Consider the following 17,380-nt stretch of genomic DNA (forward strand, 5'->3'; position numbering starts at 1 on the left):
GCATCGGACATAAGGCGCCCGTAGAGTCGGTGCCATGACGCACCCTGCGCAGCCTGCCGAAGAGACGCCCGGGGACCGGCACGACGGCGCCCACCCGCTCGGCCTGCTGCCCGGCCGGCGCGGCGGGCTGAGCACCGCGGAGGTCGCCGAACGGGTCGCCCGCGGCGACGTCAACGACGTGCCGGTGCGGTCCAGCCGCTCCACCCGGGAGATCGTCCGGGCCAATGTCTTCACCCGGTTCAACGCGATCATCGGCGTGATGTTCGGCATCATCCTGGTCGTCGGACCGATCCAGGACGGACTGTTCGGCCTGGTCATCGTGGCCAACACGGCGATCGGCATCATCCAGGAGATGCGCGCCAAGAAGACCCTGGACAGCCTCGCGCTGATCGGCGAGGCCAGACCGCAGGTCCGCCGGGACGGCGCCGTCCAGCAGATCGCCACCGGCGAGATCGTGCTGGACGACACCGTGCTGCTCGGCACCGGCGACAAGGTGATCGTCGACGGCGAGGTCACCGAGGCGGACGGTCTGGAGATCGACGAATCGCTGCTCACCGGTGAGCCCGACTCGGTCCTGAAGCAGCCTGGCGACCAGGTGATGTCCGGCAGCTTCGTGGTGGCCGGCGCGGGCGCGTTCACCGCCACCAAGGTCGGCCGGGAGGCCTACGCGGCACAGCTGGCCGAGGAGGCCAGCCGGTTCTCCCTGGTCAAGTCGGAGCTGCGCAGCGGCATCGACAGCATCCTGCGGTTCATCACCTGGCTGCTGATCCCCACCGCGATCGGTCTGATCATCAGCCAGCTCGCGGTGGAGGGAAGGGACTGGAGGGAGGCCGTCCGGCGGATGATCGCCGGCATCGTGCCGATGGTCCCCGAGGGCCTGGTGCTGCTGACCTCGGTCGCCTTCGCGATCGGGGTGGTCCGGCTGGGCCGCAAGCAGTGCCTGGTGCAGGAGCTGCCCGCGATCGAGGGCCTGGCCCGGGTGGACACCGTCTGCCTGGACAAGACCGGCACCCTCACCGAGGGCGGCATGGACGTCGTCGAGCTGCGCACCCTGCCGCCGGGGCCGGAGGCCGACGGCCGGCCGAGGGCGGACGCGCCGCCGGGCCGGCCGGTCCTCTCCGACCCGGAGGTCGTCAAGCAGGCGCTCGGGGTGATGGCCGGCGCCGACACCCGCCCCAATCCCTCCATGCAGGCCGTCATCGACGCGTACGGCAGGGGCGACACGGAGCACGGCAACGGCGACGGCTGGCGGGTGATCGAGGCGATGCCCTTCTCCTCCGCCCGCAAGTGGAGCGGGGTGCAGCTGCTGGAACCGCAGGGCGGCGAGGCCAGCTGGCTGCTGGGCGCCCCGGACGTGCTGCTGCCCACCGGCCACCCGGCCCTCACCGAGGTCGACGAACTGGGCACCAAGGGGCTGCGGGTGCTGCTGCTCGGCCGCACGCCCGTCCCGCTGGACTCCCCGGACCCGGCCGCCGACCTCCAGCCGCTCGCCCTGGTGGTGCTCCAGCAGCGGCTGCGCGAGGACGCCGCCGACACCCTGCGCTACTTCGAGGGGCAGCGCGTCCGGGCCAAGGTGATCTCCGGCGACGCCGCCGTCTCGGTCGGCGCGGTCGCCTCGCACCTGGGCCTGCCCGGCGCCGACCACCCGCTGGACGCCCGCACCCTGCCGACCGATCCGCAGGAGCTCGCCGACACCGCCGACCGGACCAGCGTCTTCGGCCGGGTGACCCCGCAGCAGAAGCGCGACCTGGTCGGCGCGCTGCAGTCGCGCGGGCACACCGTGGCGATGACCGGCGACGGCGTCAACGACGTGCTGGCGCTCAAGGACGCCGACATCGGCGTGGCGATGGGCACCGGCAGCGACGCCACCCGGGCGGTCGCGCAGATCGTGCTGCTGAACGACTCCTTCGCCACCCTGCCGTCGGTGGTCGCCGAGGGCCGCCGGGTGATCGGCAACATCGAGCGGGTGGCCGGGCTCTTCCTGGTGAAGACGGTCTACTCGGTCCTGCTCGCCCTCCTGGTGATCTTCACCCACTCGCCGTACCCGTTCCTGCCCCGGCACTCGACGGTGCTCTCCACCCTCACCATCGGGATCCCGGCCTTCTTCCTGGCGCTGGCGCCCAACAACGAACGGGCCAGGACCGGCTTCGTCCGCCGGGTGCTGCGGATGGCCGTGCCGGGCGGGATCATCGCCGGCACGGCCACCTTCACCGCGTACGCGCTGGCCCGGGCCGACCACGCCACGGACCTGAAGTCCGACACCAGCGTGGCGACGCTGACGCTGTTCCTGGTGGCGTTGTGGGTGCTGGCGATCGTGGCCCGGCCGTACAACTGGTGGCGGCTGCTGCTGATCGCGACGATGGGCGGGGCGTTCACGCTGGTGCTGACGGTGCCGTGGCTGTCCGACTTCTTCCAGCTCTCGCTCTCCGGCACCCGGGACCCGTGGATCGGTGTCGGCATCGCCCTGGTGGCCGGACTCCTGCTGGAGGTCTCCTGGCGGATCATGCGGCGGAAGGCGGATGATTGACCCCGAAGGGGGTCCTGAATGGCGCGCAGGGGTGGGGACTTGGAGGCGTTCACCGCCTTCCTGGGGGGAATGCTGGCGGCCGGGGCGGCCGGGCTCGCCCTGGTCGGCGCCGATGCGCTGATCGAACCGGGGCCGTGGCTGCGCAAGGCCGCGCCGGTGGTGGTCGCGGTGCTCTGGCTGACCGTCACGGTCGGCCTCTACCGGTGGCTGGGCGCGGCCGCCCGGGCCGGCTGGACCGGGGCACGGGCGCCCGGGCCCGGTGCCCGCCCCGCCGGCCGGGACGGGCACCGGGCGGGCCACCCGCGCCCGGCCGGAGCCGACCGGGCGCCGGCCCGCCGCCCCGGCCGCGGGCCCGCCAGCCCGGTCAGCCCTCGAAGTCCCGGGCGGCCGAGAGCTCGTAGGCGCGGTCCGGCTCGGTGAGCGCGGCCAGCACCTCGAACCGGCGGTGCCACTGCCCGACCGACCAGGCGAGACCGGCCGCCAGACCCTCCGGGGTCGCGGCGTGCAGCAGTCCCGGCACCGGCGGCAGCTCGAACTCGTCGTCCTCGTCCGCGGCTTCGGCGGCGTCCGGGTCGTAGGGCGCCTCCGGGGCGTCCGCCGCGGTGTCCCACCGCCAGTCCACGGCGGCCTCCTCGCCGTCCGGGCCGACCACCAGCAGCTCCTCGTGCTCCTCGTAGGCCACCGGGCAGCCGGGCAGCAGCTCGCGGACCACGGCGGGCACCCGGTGCAGCTGCCCCTCGGAGAGCACCCGGCCGCCGGCCACCTCGCTGGCCAGCGAGACGTGCAGGCGCTCGGCGAGGTCGGCGGCCAGCGCCGGGGCGACCGGCAGCAGCGGGTACGGGTGGAGCAGCTGGACGAGGTCCGGGGCGTCGGCGACGACCGCCTCGGTGGCGTCCACCAGCACCGTGTGCGCGGGCCGGCGGCCGGTCTCCCGGTCCAGCGGCGGCAGCGCCCGCACGACGTCCAGCGGCTCGATCCGATCCACCGCCACCCGTGCCAACGCGCTGTGGATGCCGTGCAGTTGACGGTGACCGACGACGGAGGCCGGGTCGGTGAGCCGGTCCAGCAGCTCGTCCGGCCCGTGCGGTTCGGCCAGCAACGCGGTCAGCGTGGTGCGCACCCCGAGCGCGTGCAGGAACTGCTCGTCCAGCGTCGTCCGGGCCTCCTCGAAGAGGCCGCGCAGCAGCGGGTCGGCACCTGCCGCCCGCAGCCCGGCCGGCTCGCGGCCGTCCAGCACCGGGTGGTCGCGCAGCCACCACGCGGTGTACGGCGGCAGGTCCGCGTACGAGCCGTCGGGCAGCAGGGTGCGGACGGGGTTGACCACGGCCTCCCGGTACGGCGGGCGGGCGAGGGCGGCGAGCGCCTGCGGCCACGCGTCGTCGTCCACCAGGTCGAGGTCGCGGACGACCAGCAGTTCGGCCGCGACCGGCGGGACACCGACCGGGTCGGCGTCGTCGGCGTGCAGTGCCTCCAGGGCGTCCTCGGCCCACTCGGCGAGGCCGTCGGGCGCCTCGTCCAGCAGCCCGGTGGGGTGGCCGCCGGCCGCGCGGTCGGCGGGGGCGGTCGGGTCGAGCCGCTCCAGGTCGTCCGGGTCGAGTACCACGTCCTCGGCGCGGACCAGCACGAAGTCGGCCAACACCCCGACGGCGGCCAGGACTTCGGGGCCCCAGCGGTCCAGCAGCTCGTCGTCGATCCAGCCGGCGTCCTCCTCCCGGGCCAGTGCGGCGAACGGGCTGTCCGGCAGGATCAGCTCACCCGCGCGGGCCGGCTCGCCCTCGTCGTCCAGCAGCGCCAGCCGGGCCAGCCACGGGTGCTCGCCGACCGCCGGAGCGGCCGCCTTGACCAGGGCGAGCACGGACTCGGCGACGTCGGTGGCGGCGTCCAGGTCGTCCTCGGCCAGCTCGTAGGAGCGGGCCACGGCGGCCCGCACCTCGGGAGTGTCCAGCACCCCGGCCGGGGTGGCGGTGCCGGCGCCGAGCTTGGCCAGCAGCGGGTGCGCCGCCTCCGGGTGGGCCAGCCGCAGGTCGAGCAGGGCCAGCGCGCCGGCCAGCGCCTCGGGGTAGCCGGGGAAGGCCGCCCAGTCGGCGTCCTCCGAGGGCAGCAGGACCCGGCGCGGACCGGTGACCGTCCGGCCGTCGGCGAGCGGCACCGGCAGCGCGCCGAGCGCCTCCGGGTCGGCCGCGCCGAGCGCCGCGTAGAGGTTGCGCCACCAGGCGGGCTCGCGGTCCAGGCCGCCGAGCTGGTCGACCACGTCGGCCAGCGGCACCCGGCGCACGTTCAGCACCCGCAGCTCGGTGCGGCGCTCCAGGCCGGCCGGCAGCAGGCCGGGGAAGATCGGGGCCAGCGCCTCGACGACCGAGTGGTCCGCGCCCTCCAGCACCGTGGCGTCCCGGGGCCGCAGCGCGGGCGTGCCCTCCTCGACCGGTGCGGTGTGCGGCAGGAACGGCGTGCCGGGCAGCCGGGCGAGGATGCCGGCCCGCAGCGCGTTGTCCAGCGCGCCCTGGCCGAGCGGGCCGGGTACGAGCCCGAGCGAGCCGAGGTCGCCGCCGCGGGCGCGCAGCAGGTCGGCGTAGCTGTCGGCGGCGCGCTCGGTGACGAAGTCGGCGAGCGGGCCGGGGGCGACGTGCCGGCGGGTGGAGTCCAGCGGGTAGGAGGCGATCAGCAGCGCGGGCAGGCCGAGCGGTTCGTCGCTGGGGGTGGGCGCGTGCAGCACCGGGGCGATCCCGGTCGGCTGCGGGCTGCCGTCGGCGGCGACCGGGACGGCCCAGGTCACCGTCCAGTACGGACGGGCGCGCTCCTCGGTGGGGCGGTCGGCGAGCAGCGCGGCGTCCAGGGTGCCGGAGGCGCCGGCGGTCTGCCAGACGGTCTGCCGCAGCCGGCCGCCGGCGTCGTCGGTGATGGTCACCTCGGCCACGCGGTCGGGGCGCGCCTCGGCGGCGCCGCGGGTGAGGGTGCGGGTGCCCTCCTCGGTCTCCACCACGATCTCGGCGAGCCCGGGCAGGGTGAGCAGCAGGGCGTCGTCGATCCCGGCCAGCAGCCGGCGGGTGAGGTCCTCGGCGGCGGCGTCGCGCAGCGGCAGCACGACCACCGTATCGTACCCGGCCGGGGCCGGGCCCTCGGCCGAGAACGGCAGCCGCAGCAGCGGCACGTGGCCGTCGCGGCGGCGCAGCTCCTCGCCGAGCGCCGGCTGCGCCTCGGCCAGCGCGCGGGCCTCGCCGAGCGACCAGCGCACGCCGCCGGCGGCACCCAGCACGGCGGGCTCGTCGGTGACGGCGAGGACGGCGGCGAAGCCGACGCCGAACCGGCCGACGGTGGGCTGCTCGTCGGCGCGCTTGGAGGAGGCGCGCAGGGTGGAGAGCGACTCGACGGCGGCCGCGTCCAGTGGCGCACCGGTGTTGGCGGCGGCCAGCACGCCGTCCGCCAGGGTCAGCCGCAGCCGGCCCGGGGCACCGCCCGCGCGGGCCGCCGCGTCGGCCGCGTTCTGCGCCAACTCGACGACCAGCCGGTCACGGTAGCCGCCGAGGGCGAGCTCCTCCTCGGCGTTGGCGTCCTCCCGGAACCGGGCCGGGGAGGCGGCCCAGGCGTCCAGCACCCGGCGGCGCAGGACGGCGCTGCCGAAGGGGTCCGCGTGGTGCTCGTCCGTGCCGCTGCCGATGATCCGAGGTTCCACTGGAACTGCCACCCTCCGCCGCCCTGTACTTCGTACGGGGGGCATTCTCCCCCGCCCGGGCACCCCCTGCGGACCGGGCCCGGGCCGCGGCGCCGTTCCGCCCGGTGGGGGCGGTTCCGGGCCGCTGCCGGGCCCGGCCCGGGAACAGCCGGGCTCGGGAACGCGGCCCGGCTCAGGAGCCACCGGACTCAGGAGTGGCCGGACTCAGGAGCCACCGTGCTCAGGAGTGGCCGAGCTCCTCGGCCGGGGCGTCGGGCTCCACCGAACCGGAGGTGCGGTCGGGGTGCAGCTGGAGCGGCTCGACCACCAGCTCGTCCAGGATCAGCTCGGACGGCGCCGGCGGGGCCGGGATGACGGCCGCCTCGGAGTGTCCGCCGCAGCCGTACGCGAAGGAGACGATCTGACCGTCGGCCGGGCCGAACTCGTTGCCGCAGACGCCGAAGGCCTGACCGAGCGAGCCGCCGATCGGGACGAGGAAGCCGCAGCTCGCGCAGGAGGCCGGCGCGGCCTGTGCCATCGGGGTCTGCGGGCCGTGCGCCTTCTCCCAGCGGTCGGCGGCCAGGTGCAGCCCGAGCCGGGAGAGCACCCGGCTGCGGCCCAGGCCGAGCTCCTCGGCGAGGGCGCCGATCTGGGCGCGGGCCGGGGCCGGCTGGACCGACGGGTCGGAGACGACCACGTCCTCCTCGGCCAGCGCCACCACGGAGTTCGGGGCCGGCTCGTCCTCGCCGGTCCAGCCCGGCTCCAGGCGCAGGTCGTCGGCGTCGGTGGGCAGCAGGTCCCCGGGGCCCATGTCGCCGGGGCGCAGCCGCTCGCTCCACGGCACCCACTGCGGGGCCAGCACGGCGTCGTCGCCCGGCAGCAGCACGACCTCGTCCAGGGTCACGTTCTTGGCGCGGGGGGCGCGGGCCACGGTGACCGCCCAGTGCCAGCCACGGTATGCCGCGTCCAGGCACTCGAAGGTGTGGGTGACGACGCGGTCGGCATCCGCCTGGACGCCGAGGTGCGCCCCTACGGTCTCTGCTCCGACGGCCTCGTCCGCTGCCTGCCGGGCGAGTTCGACGGCCTCGGCACAGAGCCGATCGGGGGTACGGCTTCGCATCGCAGCACTCACGGCGTCGATTCTCTCCCAGTTCTTCTGTTGCCCACGGCGTGTTGCCTGTTCCGTCGCGGCTCGGTTTCCCTCGACCATTCTGCGCGACCACGGGCCGCCACGGATACCGGCCGCGCCGCCCGTCCGGTCCTCCGGAGTCCGGCGCGCGTTCGGGCGGACCCTGGGCAGGCTACCCGCCGGTCGGCCACCCGGCACAGTCCGGGGCGCCCGCCGGCTCCGGAAGGGCCGCGCCGAGCGGAGCGGAATCCCGCGTCGCAGTACCGATTCTGGGGCAGGATGGGCTTGTGGCGGACGAAAAACCGTCGCAGCACGCACTGCGCGCCTCGCAGGCCGGCAGCCCCGACGAGGCGAACGCCGTGCCGCGACAGCAGGCTCCGGCCCCCGGTGCGGGCGAACCGCACCAGGTGGGCGCCTCGACGGTGCCCGGACGGGACGGCGACGGGCCGCCGGTGGATCTCGTGAAGCGCCCGGACCGGCCGGCCGACGAAGCGTCCGACGCCGCCGGAGAACTCGACGGCGCGCCCGAGGCCCGCCGAAACTTCCTGGTCCGCACCGCCTCCGCCGCCGGCGCCCGAACCGGAAAGGTCGTACACGGCACCGGCCGGCGGATCCGCCGGGCGACCTCCGCCGAGGGCGCCGGGGAGTCCGGCCTGGCCAAGCTGATCGAGCTGCACGCGCTGAACTCCTTCGGCGACATGCTGATCACCGTGGCGCTGGCCTCCACCATCTTCTTCTCCGTCCCCACCGGCGAGGCGCGCGGCCGGGTCGCCCTCTACCTGCTGATCACCATGGCGCCGTTCGCGCTGCTGGCGCCGGTGATCGGCCCGCTGCTGGACCGCCTGCCGCACGGCCGGCGGGCCGCGATGGCGATGTCGATGCTGGCCCGCGCGGTGCTGGCGTGGACGATGGCCGGCACGGTGTCCGGCGGCGGGCTGGCGCTCTACCCGGAGGCGCTGGGCGTCCTGGTGGCGTCCAAGGCGTACGGGGTGGTGCGCAGCGTGGTGGTGCCACGACTGCTGCCGAGCCGGCTGTCACTCGTGAAGGCGAACTCCCGGGTCACCCTGGCCGGGCTGCTGGCCACCATGGTGGCGGCCGGGGTCGGCGGGGTGCTGCACCTGATCGGGCCGGGCTGGCCGCTGCGCGGCGCCTTCCTGGTCTTCGTGGTCGGCACCCTGATGGCCTTCCACCTGCCGCACGAGGTGGACTCCGCCAAGGGCGAGCAGCGGGCCGTCCTGCACGCCGAGGCGCACGGCGAGCCCGCCGCCGTGCCGGGCGCCGAGGAGGCGAGGAGCGCCGGCACCCCGAAGGCGTCCCTGCGCACCGTCGGCCCGTCGGTGATCCTGGCCCTGCGGGCGATGTCGGCCCTGCGCTGGCTGGTCGGCTTCCTGGTGATGTTCCTGGCGTTCCTGCTGCGCGAGGATCCGGTCGGCGGGCTGCAGCCGACCCTGGCGCTCGGCCTGGTGGCGCTGGCCGCCGGCACCGGCAACGCGCTCGGCTCGGTGCTCGGCTCCTGGCTGCGGACCCGCGGCTCGGAGGCGACGGTCACCGCGATGCTGCTGCTGGCCACCTGCGCGACGGCCGCCGCCGCGCTCTGGTACGGCGTGGTGACGGTGGTGGTGGTCGCCGCCGCGTCCGGGGTGGCGGCCTCGCTGGGCAAGCTGGCGCTGGACGCGCTGATCCAGCGGGACGTCCCGGAGTCGGTGCGGACGTCGGCCTTCGCCCGCTCGGAGACGCTGCTGCAGCTGTCCTGGGTGGCCGGCGGCGCGGTCGGCATCCTGCTGCCGCTGGACGGCGCGCTGGGGCTCTCGGTGGCGGCCGGCGTGGTCGGCGTGGTGCTGCTCTGGACGGTTCGCGCGCTGTTCAAGGTGGGCGCCCGGCGCCGCGCGACCGCCCCGCGGGTGGCCTAGCCCCGCGCCGCCCCCCGCGCCGCCCCCCGCGCCGCCCCCGGGCCGCAACACGCGGTTGCCGACCCCCGCGTAGCGTGATCGGCAAAGCCCGGTAGCCTCTGACGCATGAGCCTCAGCACCCGTGTCATCGCCGCCGTCGGCGCCGTCGTCGTGATCGGCGCCGGCACGGTCGGCGGGTCCATCGCCTACGCGACGGGCCAGGAAGAACCCTCCAGCCACCGTGTCACCCTCACGGTCGGCCGGTCCTCCATGGAGGTCGGGCCGTTCTGCTTCAACGACGGCAAGCCGCTGACCGACGAGCAGCAGGAGGAGTGCCAGAACCGGGCGAGCAAGGCGCTGGACGAGGGCAAGCTGCCCTCCTCCGACGTGGTCGCCAGCGACCAGCTCGGCCTCGGCGTGACCCCGGACGTGGCCGACCGCGGCTGGTGGGCCAACACCAACGGCGGCCAGCAGGCCCAGGGCGGCCGCTTCATCCTCGCCTCGGCCGCCAAGGGCTCGACCTACTCCGGCTCGGTGTCGGCCTCCAAGGCCCTCAACGCCTCCGGCAAGACCCTGGTCACCGTGGTCGAGTCGGACCCGAAGCAGCCGGACGCGATCTACGGCGTCTGGTACTTCCAGCTGAACACCCAGGACGCCTGACCGGCCGTCCGATGACCGTGCGACTCCACGACGACGAGCAGTCGGCCCCCCGGCGGGGCCGACTGCTCGTCGTCGTCGCGGTGCCGGCCGAGGCCGCCGCCGTGCTGCGGGGCCTGGGCCGCCGCGAGGACGGCGCGGAGCCCGCCCCGGTGCCGGTGCCCGGCGGCGGGCTGCACCGCGCCGAGCACCCCTCGGGGGTCACGGTGGACGTGCTGGCGGGCGGGGTCGGCCCGGCCGCCGCCGCCTCGGCCGCGTCCGCCGCGCTCGCCGTCGGCCAGTACGACCTGGTGCTCTCGGCCGGCATCGGCGGCGGGTTCGCCCCGGCCGCGCCGGTCGGCGCGACCGTGCTCGCCGAGGCGATCGTCGCCGCCGACCTGGGCGCGGAGACCCCGGAGGGCTTCGCCGACGTCACCGAACTGGGCTTCGGGACGGTCCGGCACACCCCCGCCCGGGCCGCCGTGGCCCGCGCCGCCGAGGCGCTGGGCACCGCGGCCGGCGACTCCCCGGTGGTCACCGGCACCGTGCTCACCGTCTCGACGGTGACCGGCAGCGCCGCCCGCGCCGCCGCCCTGACCGCCCGCCACCCCGACGCGGTGGCCGAGGCGATGGAGGGCTTCGGGGTGGCCGAGGCCGCCGCCCGGCACGGGGTGCCGGTCTTCGAGCTGCGCACCGTCTCCAACCCGGTGGGCCCCCGCGACCGGGCCGCCTGGCGGATCGGCGAGGCCCTCGCCGCGCTGGAGCGGGCCTTCACCGCGCTCCCCTACCCGGAGCTCCTGACCACCTCCGAGGAGGCCCGCCGTGGCTGAACGGCTGACCATCGCCCACTCGCCCTGCCCGAACGACACCTTCGTGTTCCACGCCTGGACGCACGGCCTGGTGCCCGGCGCGGACGCCCCCGAGGTCACCTTCGCGGACATCGACGTCACCAACGGCCTGGCCGAGCGCGGCGAACTGGACCTCCTCAAGGTCAGCTACGCCGCGCTGCCCTGGGTGCTGGACGAGTACGCGCTGCTGCCCTGCGGCGGCGCGCTCGGCCGCGGCTGCGGCCCGCTGGTGCTCACCCGCCCGGAGACCGGCGACGACCTGAGCGGCCGGACGGTCGCCGTCCCCTCCGAGCGGTCCACCGCCTACCTGCTGTTCCGGCTCTGGGCGGCCAAGGCGGTGCCCGGCGGCCTGGGGAAGATCGTCGTCCTGCCGTTCCACGAGATCATGCCCGCCGTCCGGGACGGCCGGGTGGACGCCGGCCTGGTGATCCACGAGGCCCGCTTCACCTACCGGCAGTACGGCCTGCGCAGCCTGGCCGACATGGGCGAGGCCTGGGAGCGCGAGACCGGCCTGCCGATCCCGCTCGGCGCGATCATCGCCAGGCGCTCGCTCGGCGCCGAACGGCTGCGCGCGGTCACCGAGGCGATCCGCGCCTCCGTCCGGCAGGCCTGGGCCGACCCGTCGGCCAGCCGGGAGTACGTGCTCGCGCACGCCCAGGAGATGGACCCGGCCGTCGCCGACCAGCACATCGGCCTGTACGTCAACGAGTTCACCGCCGACCTCGGCGAGGACGGCTACGCCGCGGTGCGGGCGCTGCTCACCCGGGCCGCCGCCGAGGGGCTGGTACCCCCGCTCGACCCGGGTGCGCTGGACGCCTGAGGACGGCCGGACCGGCCTACACGTCGAACTGGTCGGCCACCGCGCGCAGCACCCCGGCCAGCTTCTGGCCGGTCGGCTTGGCCGGGTAACGGCCGTGCTGGAGCCCGGGCAGCACCGCGTCCATCATGGTGATCAGGTCCTGCACCAGCGCCGCCATGTCGTCCGCGCTCTTGCGGGTGGCGGCGGCGACCGACGGCAGCGCGTCCAGCAGCTGCACGGCCATCGCCTGGTCGCCGCGATGGCCGGCGACCACGCCGAACTCCACCCGCTGGCCGGGCTTCAGCACGGTGACACCGGCGGGCAGCGCCTTGGTGTGGACGAAGACGTCGCCGCCGTCGTCGCGCGAAAGGAAGCCGAAGCCCTTCGTCTCGTTGAACCACTTCACCTGGCCGGTGGGCATCTCGAACAGTCCTCGATGTGGGTGTGAGGGATCCCGGCCCTGGCCGGGGATCACTGGGTGGTGGAGGGCGGGCCGACCTCGGCTCCGCGCCCGTGGGGCGCTCATGGTCAGCACGCTGTGGAGAGCAGACTAACGGTCAGTCACTGCCTCATCCGCGATCCGCGGCGGATCCGTACCGGGCTCTGGTGGCCACCGGCGACCAGGTACTGGCACGGCCGGGACGCGGCTTCGCGCTTTCCACTGGCTCACACCCCCGGTCTGAGGAGACGGGGCGCACCTGTCGCACCCCTCGGCACAGCGTGCATACCCCCGCCCAGCAGGGATCAAAACTCCCAGCTTCCGGGAAACTGCGCAACGTGACCGGACGGGTCGCCCCCGAAACGGTCCGCCGCCGGCGCGGGCGGCGTCCTCTGCCAGACTGGGACGGCCGACCGACCGCAGAGGAGCACCCCAGTGAGCAGCCAGAGCGCCGACCGCGGCGACGCCTACGTCAAGGCCGGAGCGATCGTCTTCGGGTTCGGCGCGCTCGCCACCCTGGTCACCTTCGTCCCGCTGTTCCTGCACCTGACGCCGCTGCCGACGGCCGCGTACTGGTTGAGCATGCTGATGCCGCTGGGCTTCCTGCTCGCCCTGACCGGCCTGCTGCTCTCCGCCCGCGCCCAGCGCCGCCGGGTGCACGCCGGGGCCTGACCGGCCCGTGCCCTAGCCGACCGGCCGCGCGGCCAGGTGGCCGGCCAGCCACTCGGGGAAGCCGGTGAGGTCGGCCAGCACCACGTCCGCGCCCGCCGCCAGCAGGTCCTCGGCGCCGTACGGCCCGGTCGCCACGCCGACCGCCACGGCGTCCGCGTGCTTGGCCCCCCGGATGTCGCCGAGGTGGTCGCCGACGTACACCGAGGCGCCGTGCTCGCGCAGCGCGACGCCCTTGGTCTCCGCCCAGAGGTCCCCCACCAGCGCGTCCGCGTGCAGCCCGGCGTGCTCCAGGTGCAGCCGGGCGTTCGGCTCGTACTTGCCGGTGATCACCACGACCCGGCCGCCGTGCGCGCGCACCGCGTCGATCGCGGCGTGCGCGCCGGGCAGGGCGACGGTCGGGGCGAAGGCGAGGTCCCGGTACAGCACGCGGTAGCGGTCGGCGACCGCCTGCACCCGCTCGGCCGGGAACCAGTTGCGCAGTTCGTCCAGCAGCGGCGGGCCGAGCCGGGTGACCACGAGGTCGGCGTCGATGTGCGCGCCGGTCTCCGCCGCGAGCGCCAGATAGGTGGCCCGGATACCGGGCCGGGTGTCCAGCAGGGTCATGTCGAGGTCGAAGCCGACGGTGAGCGGGACGTCCGGGGTCGCAGGCATGCCGCCAGGCTATCCAACCCCGCCGCCGGAACGGCCGGCTCCGTCCCGGTCCGGCTCCCGGCCGGGGTCCGGAGCGATTTGCCCCGGCTTCTCCGTGGAACTTAGGTTTGCCTGAGCTATCTGCGAGAGAGAGCCATGACCGACACCACCGCGCCGACGGCCGCACCCCGGTCCGCACCCGCGCCCGGCACGCGCCCGCTGCCGCGCCGCCGAATACTGTGGCTCGCCGCCGCACTGGCCCTGCTGGCCGCCGCCGTCCTGCTCAGCCTGGCCGTCGGCAGCCGCACCATCCCGCTCGGGGACACCCTCGACGCCCTGTGGCACGGCGGGGACACCACCAACGCCGTGGTGGTCCGCGAGCTGCGGGTGCCGCGCACGGTGGTCGGCCTCGCGGTGGGCGCGGCGCTCGGCCTCGCCGGCGCCGTCATGCAGGGCATCACCCGCAACCCGATCGCCGACCCGGGCATCCTCGGCGTCAGCCAGGGCGCGGCGGCCGGCGTGGTGCTGGCGATCTCCGCGTTCGGCGTCTCCACCCTCACCGGGTACGTCTGGTTCGGCTTCGCCGGGGCGGTGATCGCCACCGTGCTGGTGTACGGCCTGGCCGGCCGGGGCCGGGGCGGGGCGACCCCGATCAAGCTGGCGCTGGCCGGCTCGGCGATGTCGGCGTTCATCGCCTCGCTCAACACCATGGTGCTCACCACCGACGCCGCCGCGATGGACCAGTTCCGGTTCTGGCACGTCGGGTCGCTCTCCGGACGCACCGCCGACGTGGCCTGGCAGCTGCTGCCCTTCCTGCTCGTCGGCACCGTCCTGGTGTTCGCGGTGGCGCGGGGGCTGGACGCGCTGGCGCTCGGCGACGACACCGCCAAGGGGCTCGGTGCCAGGACCGGCCTGGTGCGGGCGGTCGGCGCGCTCGGGGCCACCGTGCTGACCGGCTCGGCGGTCGCCGCCGCCGGTCCGATCGCCTTCGTCGGACTCGCCGTGCCGCACGCCGCCCGGGCGGTGGCCGGGGCGGACCACCGCTGGGTGCTCGCCTTCTCCGCCGTGCTCGGTCCGGCGCTGCTGCTGCTCGCCGACGCCTTCGGCCGGGTGCTCTTCCCGCCGTCCGAGGTGCCCGCCGGGGTGATGACCGCCCTGGTCGGGGTGCCGGTGCTGGTCGCGCTGGTCCGGCGCCGCAAGGTGGTGGCCGCGTGAGCGCCTCCGTCGTCCCGCTGCGGGGCTACACCGTGCTGCGCGCCGGGCGCGCCTCCTTCCTGCTGCACCGCCGCTCCGCCGTCGCGGTGCTCGGCCTGCTGCTGGCGCTGGCCGCCACCGTCGTCGCCTCGCTCTGCCTGGGCGAGTCCACCGTGTCCCCGGCCGAGGTGGTGAAGGTGGTGCTGGGGCGGCCCAGCCCGCACGAGCTGGTGGTCGGCGAGTTCCGGCTGCCCCGGGTGGTGGTCGGACTGCTGGTCGGCACCGCGCTCGGCCTGGCCGGCGCGCTGGTGCAGACCGTCGCCCGCAACCCGCTGGCCAGCCCCGACGTGGTCGGCGTCTCCTGGGGCGCCACCGCCACCGTGGTCGGGCTGATGGCGTACGGCGTGGTCGGCTCCGCCGGCCAGGTGCCGTGGGCGGCGGTCGCCGGCGGCCTGGTGGCCGGGGTGCTGGTGTACGCGCTGGCCTGGCGGCGCGGTCTGCACGCCCAGCGGTTCGTGCTGATCGGCATCGGCATCAGCGTCGCGCTCTCCTCGCTCACCTCGGTCTTCCTGACCAAGGGCGACGGCTTCCAGGCGCAGGCCGCGAAGGTCTGGATGACCGGCAGCCTGAACGGCTCCGGGTACGACCAGGCCGGCTGGCTGGCCTGGGTGCTGCTGGCCGCCGTACCGGTGGCGCTCTGGGCGGGGCGGGCACAGCGTTCGATCTCCTTCGACGACGCCACCGCCGTCGGGCTCGGCCTGCGGCTGGACCGGATCCGGCTCGGCATGGGGCTGCTCGGCGTCGTGCTGGCCTCCTGTGCGGCGGGCGCGGCCGGACCGGTGGACTTCGTCGCGCTGATGGCCCCGCAGATCGCGCTGCGGCTGGCCCGCTCGGCGCAGGTCCCGCTGTTCTGCTCGGCCCTGACCGGTGCGCTGGTGGTCGTCCTGGCCGACCTGCTGGCCCGGCGGCTGCTCTCGCCCACCGAGCTGCCGGTCGGCGTGGTGACCGGCCTGGTCGGCGCGCCGTACCTGATGTGGCTGCTCGTCCGATCCCGCCGTGGAGGTTCCTGATGTCCGCCCGTCCGACGCCGGCCCACCGTCTCGAAGCCCGGGGCCTGACCCTCGCCTACGAGGCGCGCACGGTCGTGGAGGGGCTGGACCTGACCGTCCCGGACGGCCGGGTGACGGTGATCGTCGGCCCGAACGCCTGCGGCAAGTCGACGCTGCTGCGCGCGCTCGGCCGGCTGCTGAAGCCGGTGCGGGGCGCGGTGCTGCTGGACGGCGCCGAGCTGGCGCGCGTCCCGACCAAGCGGATCGCCCAGCGGATCGGGCTGCTCCCGCAGTCCCCGACCGCGCCCGAGGGCATCTCGGTGGCCGACCTGGTCTCCCGCGGCCGCCAGCCGCACCAGAGCTGGTGGCAGCAGTGGTCGGCCGAGGACGAGCGGGCGGTCGCCGAGGCGCTGGAGCGCACCTCCACCGCCGAACTGGCCGAGCGCAGCGTGGACGAGCTGTCCGGCGGCCAGCGCCAGCGGGCCTGGATCGCGATGGCGCTCGCCCAGGGCACCGACATCCTGCTGCTGGACGAGCCGACGACGTTCCTGGACATCGCGCACCAGGTCGAGGTGCTGGACCTGGTCCGGCGGCTCAACGTCGAGCGCGGGCGGACGGTGGTGGCCGTGCTGCACGACCTCAACCAGGCCGCCCGCTACGCCGACCACCTGGTGGCGATGCGCGCCGGCCGGATCGTCGCCCAGGGTCCGCCGGCCGAGGTGGTGACGGCGGAGCTGGTGCGCGAGGTGTTCGGCCTGGACTCGGTGGTCGTGCCGGACCCGGTGACCGGTACCCCGCTGGTGGTCCCGGGCGCGCCGTGGGCGGTGAAGGCCGACGCCTAGCGGGCAATTCGGACATAATCGACGCGCCCGCGGCCACCGCGGGCGCGCCCGTTCCCCGTCCGCCCGCCCGAGGACCGCCGATGCCCCCGCTCACCCGCCGCACCCTGCTCGCGGGGCTCGGCGCCGCCGCCCTCGCCGGGTGCAGCACCCGGCACCCCGCCCCGCCCGCCGACGGCGCCGCCGCCGCCGCGAGCGTCACGCCGACCCCGACCCCGGTGCCCGACGCCACCGTCGGCGCCGCGACGGGCCCGGTCGCGGTGCCGGGCGCGCCGATGCGCGTGGTCACCCTGGACACCGCCGAGCTGGACTCCGCGCTGACCCTGGGCATCACCCCCGTCGGCGCGGCCCTGGCGCCGCTGGACACCGGCTTCCCCGACTACTGGCCCGCCTCGCGGGTCGCCGGGCTCGCCCGGGTCGGCGACGTCGGTGCCCCGGACCTCGCCGCGATCCGCGCCCTGCGGCCCGATCTGATCCTCTCCAACCAGGCCCGCGACGGCGGCCGCTACGACCAGCTGCGCGAGATCGCCCCGACCGTGCTGACCCAGACCACCGGCTACCCGTGGAAGGCGAACGTCCAGCTGCACGCGCAGGCGCTGGGCCGCCAGGACGCCGCCGAGGCCTTCGTCGGCTCCTACCAGCGGCACGTCTCCCAGGTCGTCCAGGCGCTGTCGAACGCCAGGGCCTCCGGGCGCCGGGTCGGCCTGGTGCGGTTCGTCGAGGGCGCGGGCATCAGACTGTACGGTCGGCAGAACTTCCCCGGCACGGTGCTGGCGGACGTCCAGCTCGGCCGGCCGGACGCGCAGAACGTCGACCAGTTCGACGTCGAGATCCCGGCGGACCAGATCGCCCGGGCCGACGGCGACCTGCTGCTGTACGCCACCTACGGCGACCCGGAACGGGCCGGCACCAGGGCCGTACTGGCCTCCCCGGCCTGGCAGGGCCTCGGCGCCGTACGCGCCCACCGGGCCTTCGAGGTGGACGACCGGCTCTGGTTCCAGGGCATCGGGTACACCGGGGCGAACTACGTGCTCGCCCAGCTCCAGCGCTTCCTGGGGGCCTGAGCCGGGACCGGCCCGG

At 75.7% G+C, this 17,380-nt stretch carries 14 protein-coding genes; 10 read left to right on the forward strand and 4 right to left on the reverse strand.

All coding sequences use genetic code 11. From position 1 onward, the window contains the following. Nucleotides 1–34: 34 nt before the first annotated feature. Nucleotides 35–2,527 (forward strand): HAD-IC family P-type ATPase, encoded by a 2,493-nt coding sequence (locus tag ACZ4UX_RS05225; RefSeq protein ID WP_465705653.1) that lies wholly within the window; start codon nucleotides 35–37, stop codon nucleotides 2,525–2,527. A gap of 364 nt (nucleotides 2,528–2,891) precedes the next feature. Here the strand turns inward: ACZ4UX_RS05225 and ACZ4UX_RS05230 are convergent, their stop codons facing one another. Both ACZ4UX_RS05230 and ACZ4UX_RS05235 read right to left on the reverse strand, forming a co-directional pair. Beyond that, nucleotides 2,892–6,197: a sacsin N-terminal ATP-binding-like domain-containing protein gene (locus ACZ4UX_RS05230; protein ID WP_465705654.1), complete on the reverse strand. Its 3,306-nt coding sequence runs from the start codon at nucleotides 6,195–6,197 to the stop codon at nucleotides 2,892–2,894. A 220-nt stretch (nucleotides 6,198–6,417) separates the two neighbouring features. Next, the gene (locus ACZ4UX_RS05235) at nucleotides 6,418–7,296 is read right to left on the reverse strand and encodes a DUF3027 domain-containing protein (RefSeq protein ID WP_329492206.1); all 879 of its coding nucleotides are present in this window, start codon (nucleotides 7,294–7,296) and stop codon (nucleotides 6,418–6,420) included. Nucleotides 7,297–7,850: 554 nt separating this feature from the next. On the opposite strand from ACZ4UX_RS05235, the gene ACZ4UX_RS05240 reads away from it, so the two are divergent. The 4 genes from ACZ4UX_RS05240 (at nucleotide 7,851) to ACZ4UX_RS05255 (ending at nucleotide 11,498) form a co-directional block, all read left to right on the forward strand. After that, nucleotides 7,851–9,215 carry an MFS transporter gene (locus ACZ4UX_RS05240; RefSeq protein WP_465705964.1) on the forward strand — a complete coding sequence of 455 codons (1,365 nt, stop codon included), beginning with the start codon at nucleotides 7,851–7,853 and terminating at the stop codon, nucleotides 9,213–9,215. A 105-nt stretch (nucleotides 9,216–9,320) separates the two neighbouring features. Continuing rightward, nucleotides 9,321–9,854 (forward strand): hypothetical protein, encoded by a 534-nt coding sequence (locus ACZ4UX_RS05245; RefSeq protein ID WP_329489176.1) that lies wholly within the window; start codon nucleotides 9,321–9,323, stop codon nucleotides 9,852–9,854. A gap of 11 nt (nucleotides 9,855–9,865) precedes the next feature. After that, a complete protein-coding gene (locus ACZ4UX_RS05250) occupies nucleotides 9,866–10,660 on the forward strand; it encodes a futalosine hydrolase (RefSeq protein ID WP_465705655.1) in 795 nt (264 codons plus the stop codon). Beyond that, on the forward strand, nucleotides 10,653–11,498 hold the full coding sequence (locus tag ACZ4UX_RS05255) for a 1,4-dihydroxy-6-naphthoate synthase (protein ID WP_329489174.1): 846 nt from the start codon (nucleotides 10,653–10,655) through the stop codon (nucleotides 11,496–11,498). The genes ACZ4UX_RS05250 and ACZ4UX_RS05255 overlap by 8 nt, the downstream gene beginning before the upstream one ends. Nucleotides 11,499–11,514: 16 nt before the next feature. Here the strand turns inward: ACZ4UX_RS05255 and ACZ4UX_RS05260 are convergent, their stop codons facing one another. After that, nucleotides 11,515–11,898, reverse strand: a complete 384-nt coding sequence (locus ACZ4UX_RS05260) for a cold-shock protein (RefSeq protein WP_329489173.1) — start codon at nucleotides 11,896–11,898, stop codon at nucleotides 11,515–11,517. 453 nt (nucleotides 11,899–12,351) lie between these two features. Here ACZ4UX_RS05260 and ACZ4UX_RS05265 point away from each other — a divergent pair, with 453 nt between their 5' ends. Continuing rightward, complete coding sequence (locus tag ACZ4UX_RS05265; RefSeq protein ID WP_329489172.1) at nucleotides 12,352–12,588, forward strand: hypothetical protein; 237 nt, start codon at nucleotides 12,352–12,354, stop codon at nucleotides 12,586–12,588. A gap of 12 nt (nucleotides 12,589–12,600) precedes the next feature. Here the strand turns inward: ACZ4UX_RS05265 and ACZ4UX_RS05270 are convergent, their stop codons facing one another. Next, on the reverse strand, nucleotides 12,601–13,239 hold the full coding sequence (locus ACZ4UX_RS05270) for an HAD family hydrolase (protein ID WP_329489171.1): 639 nt from the start codon (nucleotides 13,237–13,239) through the stop codon (nucleotides 12,601–12,603). A gap of 135 nt (nucleotides 13,240–13,374) precedes the next feature. Here ACZ4UX_RS05270 and ACZ4UX_RS05275 point away from each other — a divergent pair, with 135 nt between their 5' ends. From ACZ4UX_RS05275 to ACZ4UX_RS05290, 4 genes are all read left to right on the forward strand, one after another. Then, nucleotides 13,375–14,433 (forward strand): FecCD family ABC transporter permease, encoded by a 1,059-nt coding sequence (locus tag ACZ4UX_RS05275; RefSeq protein ID WP_465705656.1) that lies wholly within the window; start codon nucleotides 13,375–13,377, stop codon nucleotides 14,431–14,433. After that, a complete protein-coding gene (locus tag ACZ4UX_RS05280) occupies nucleotides 14,430–15,482 on the forward strand; it encodes a FecCD family ABC transporter permease (protein WP_465705657.1) in 1,053 nt (350 codons plus the stop codon). Before ACZ4UX_RS05275 ends, ACZ4UX_RS05280 begins: the two co-directional genes overlap by 4 nt. Continuing rightward, nucleotides 15,482–16,303, forward strand: a complete 822-nt coding sequence (locus ACZ4UX_RS05285; protein WP_329489168.1) for an ABC transporter ATP-binding protein — start codon at nucleotides 15,482–15,484, stop codon at nucleotides 16,301–16,303. The genes ACZ4UX_RS05280 and ACZ4UX_RS05285 overlap by 1 nt, the downstream gene beginning before the upstream one ends. 80 nt (nucleotides 16,304–16,383) lie before the next feature. Next, nucleotides 16,384–17,364: an ABC transporter substrate-binding protein gene (locus tag ACZ4UX_RS05290; protein WP_465705658.1), complete on the forward strand. Its 981-nt coding sequence runs from the start codon at nucleotides 16,384–16,386 to the stop codon at nucleotides 17,362–17,364. Nucleotides 17,365–17,380: the final 16 nt, after the last annotated feature.

The organism is Kitasatospora sp. NPDC028961 (assembly GCF_055564815.1).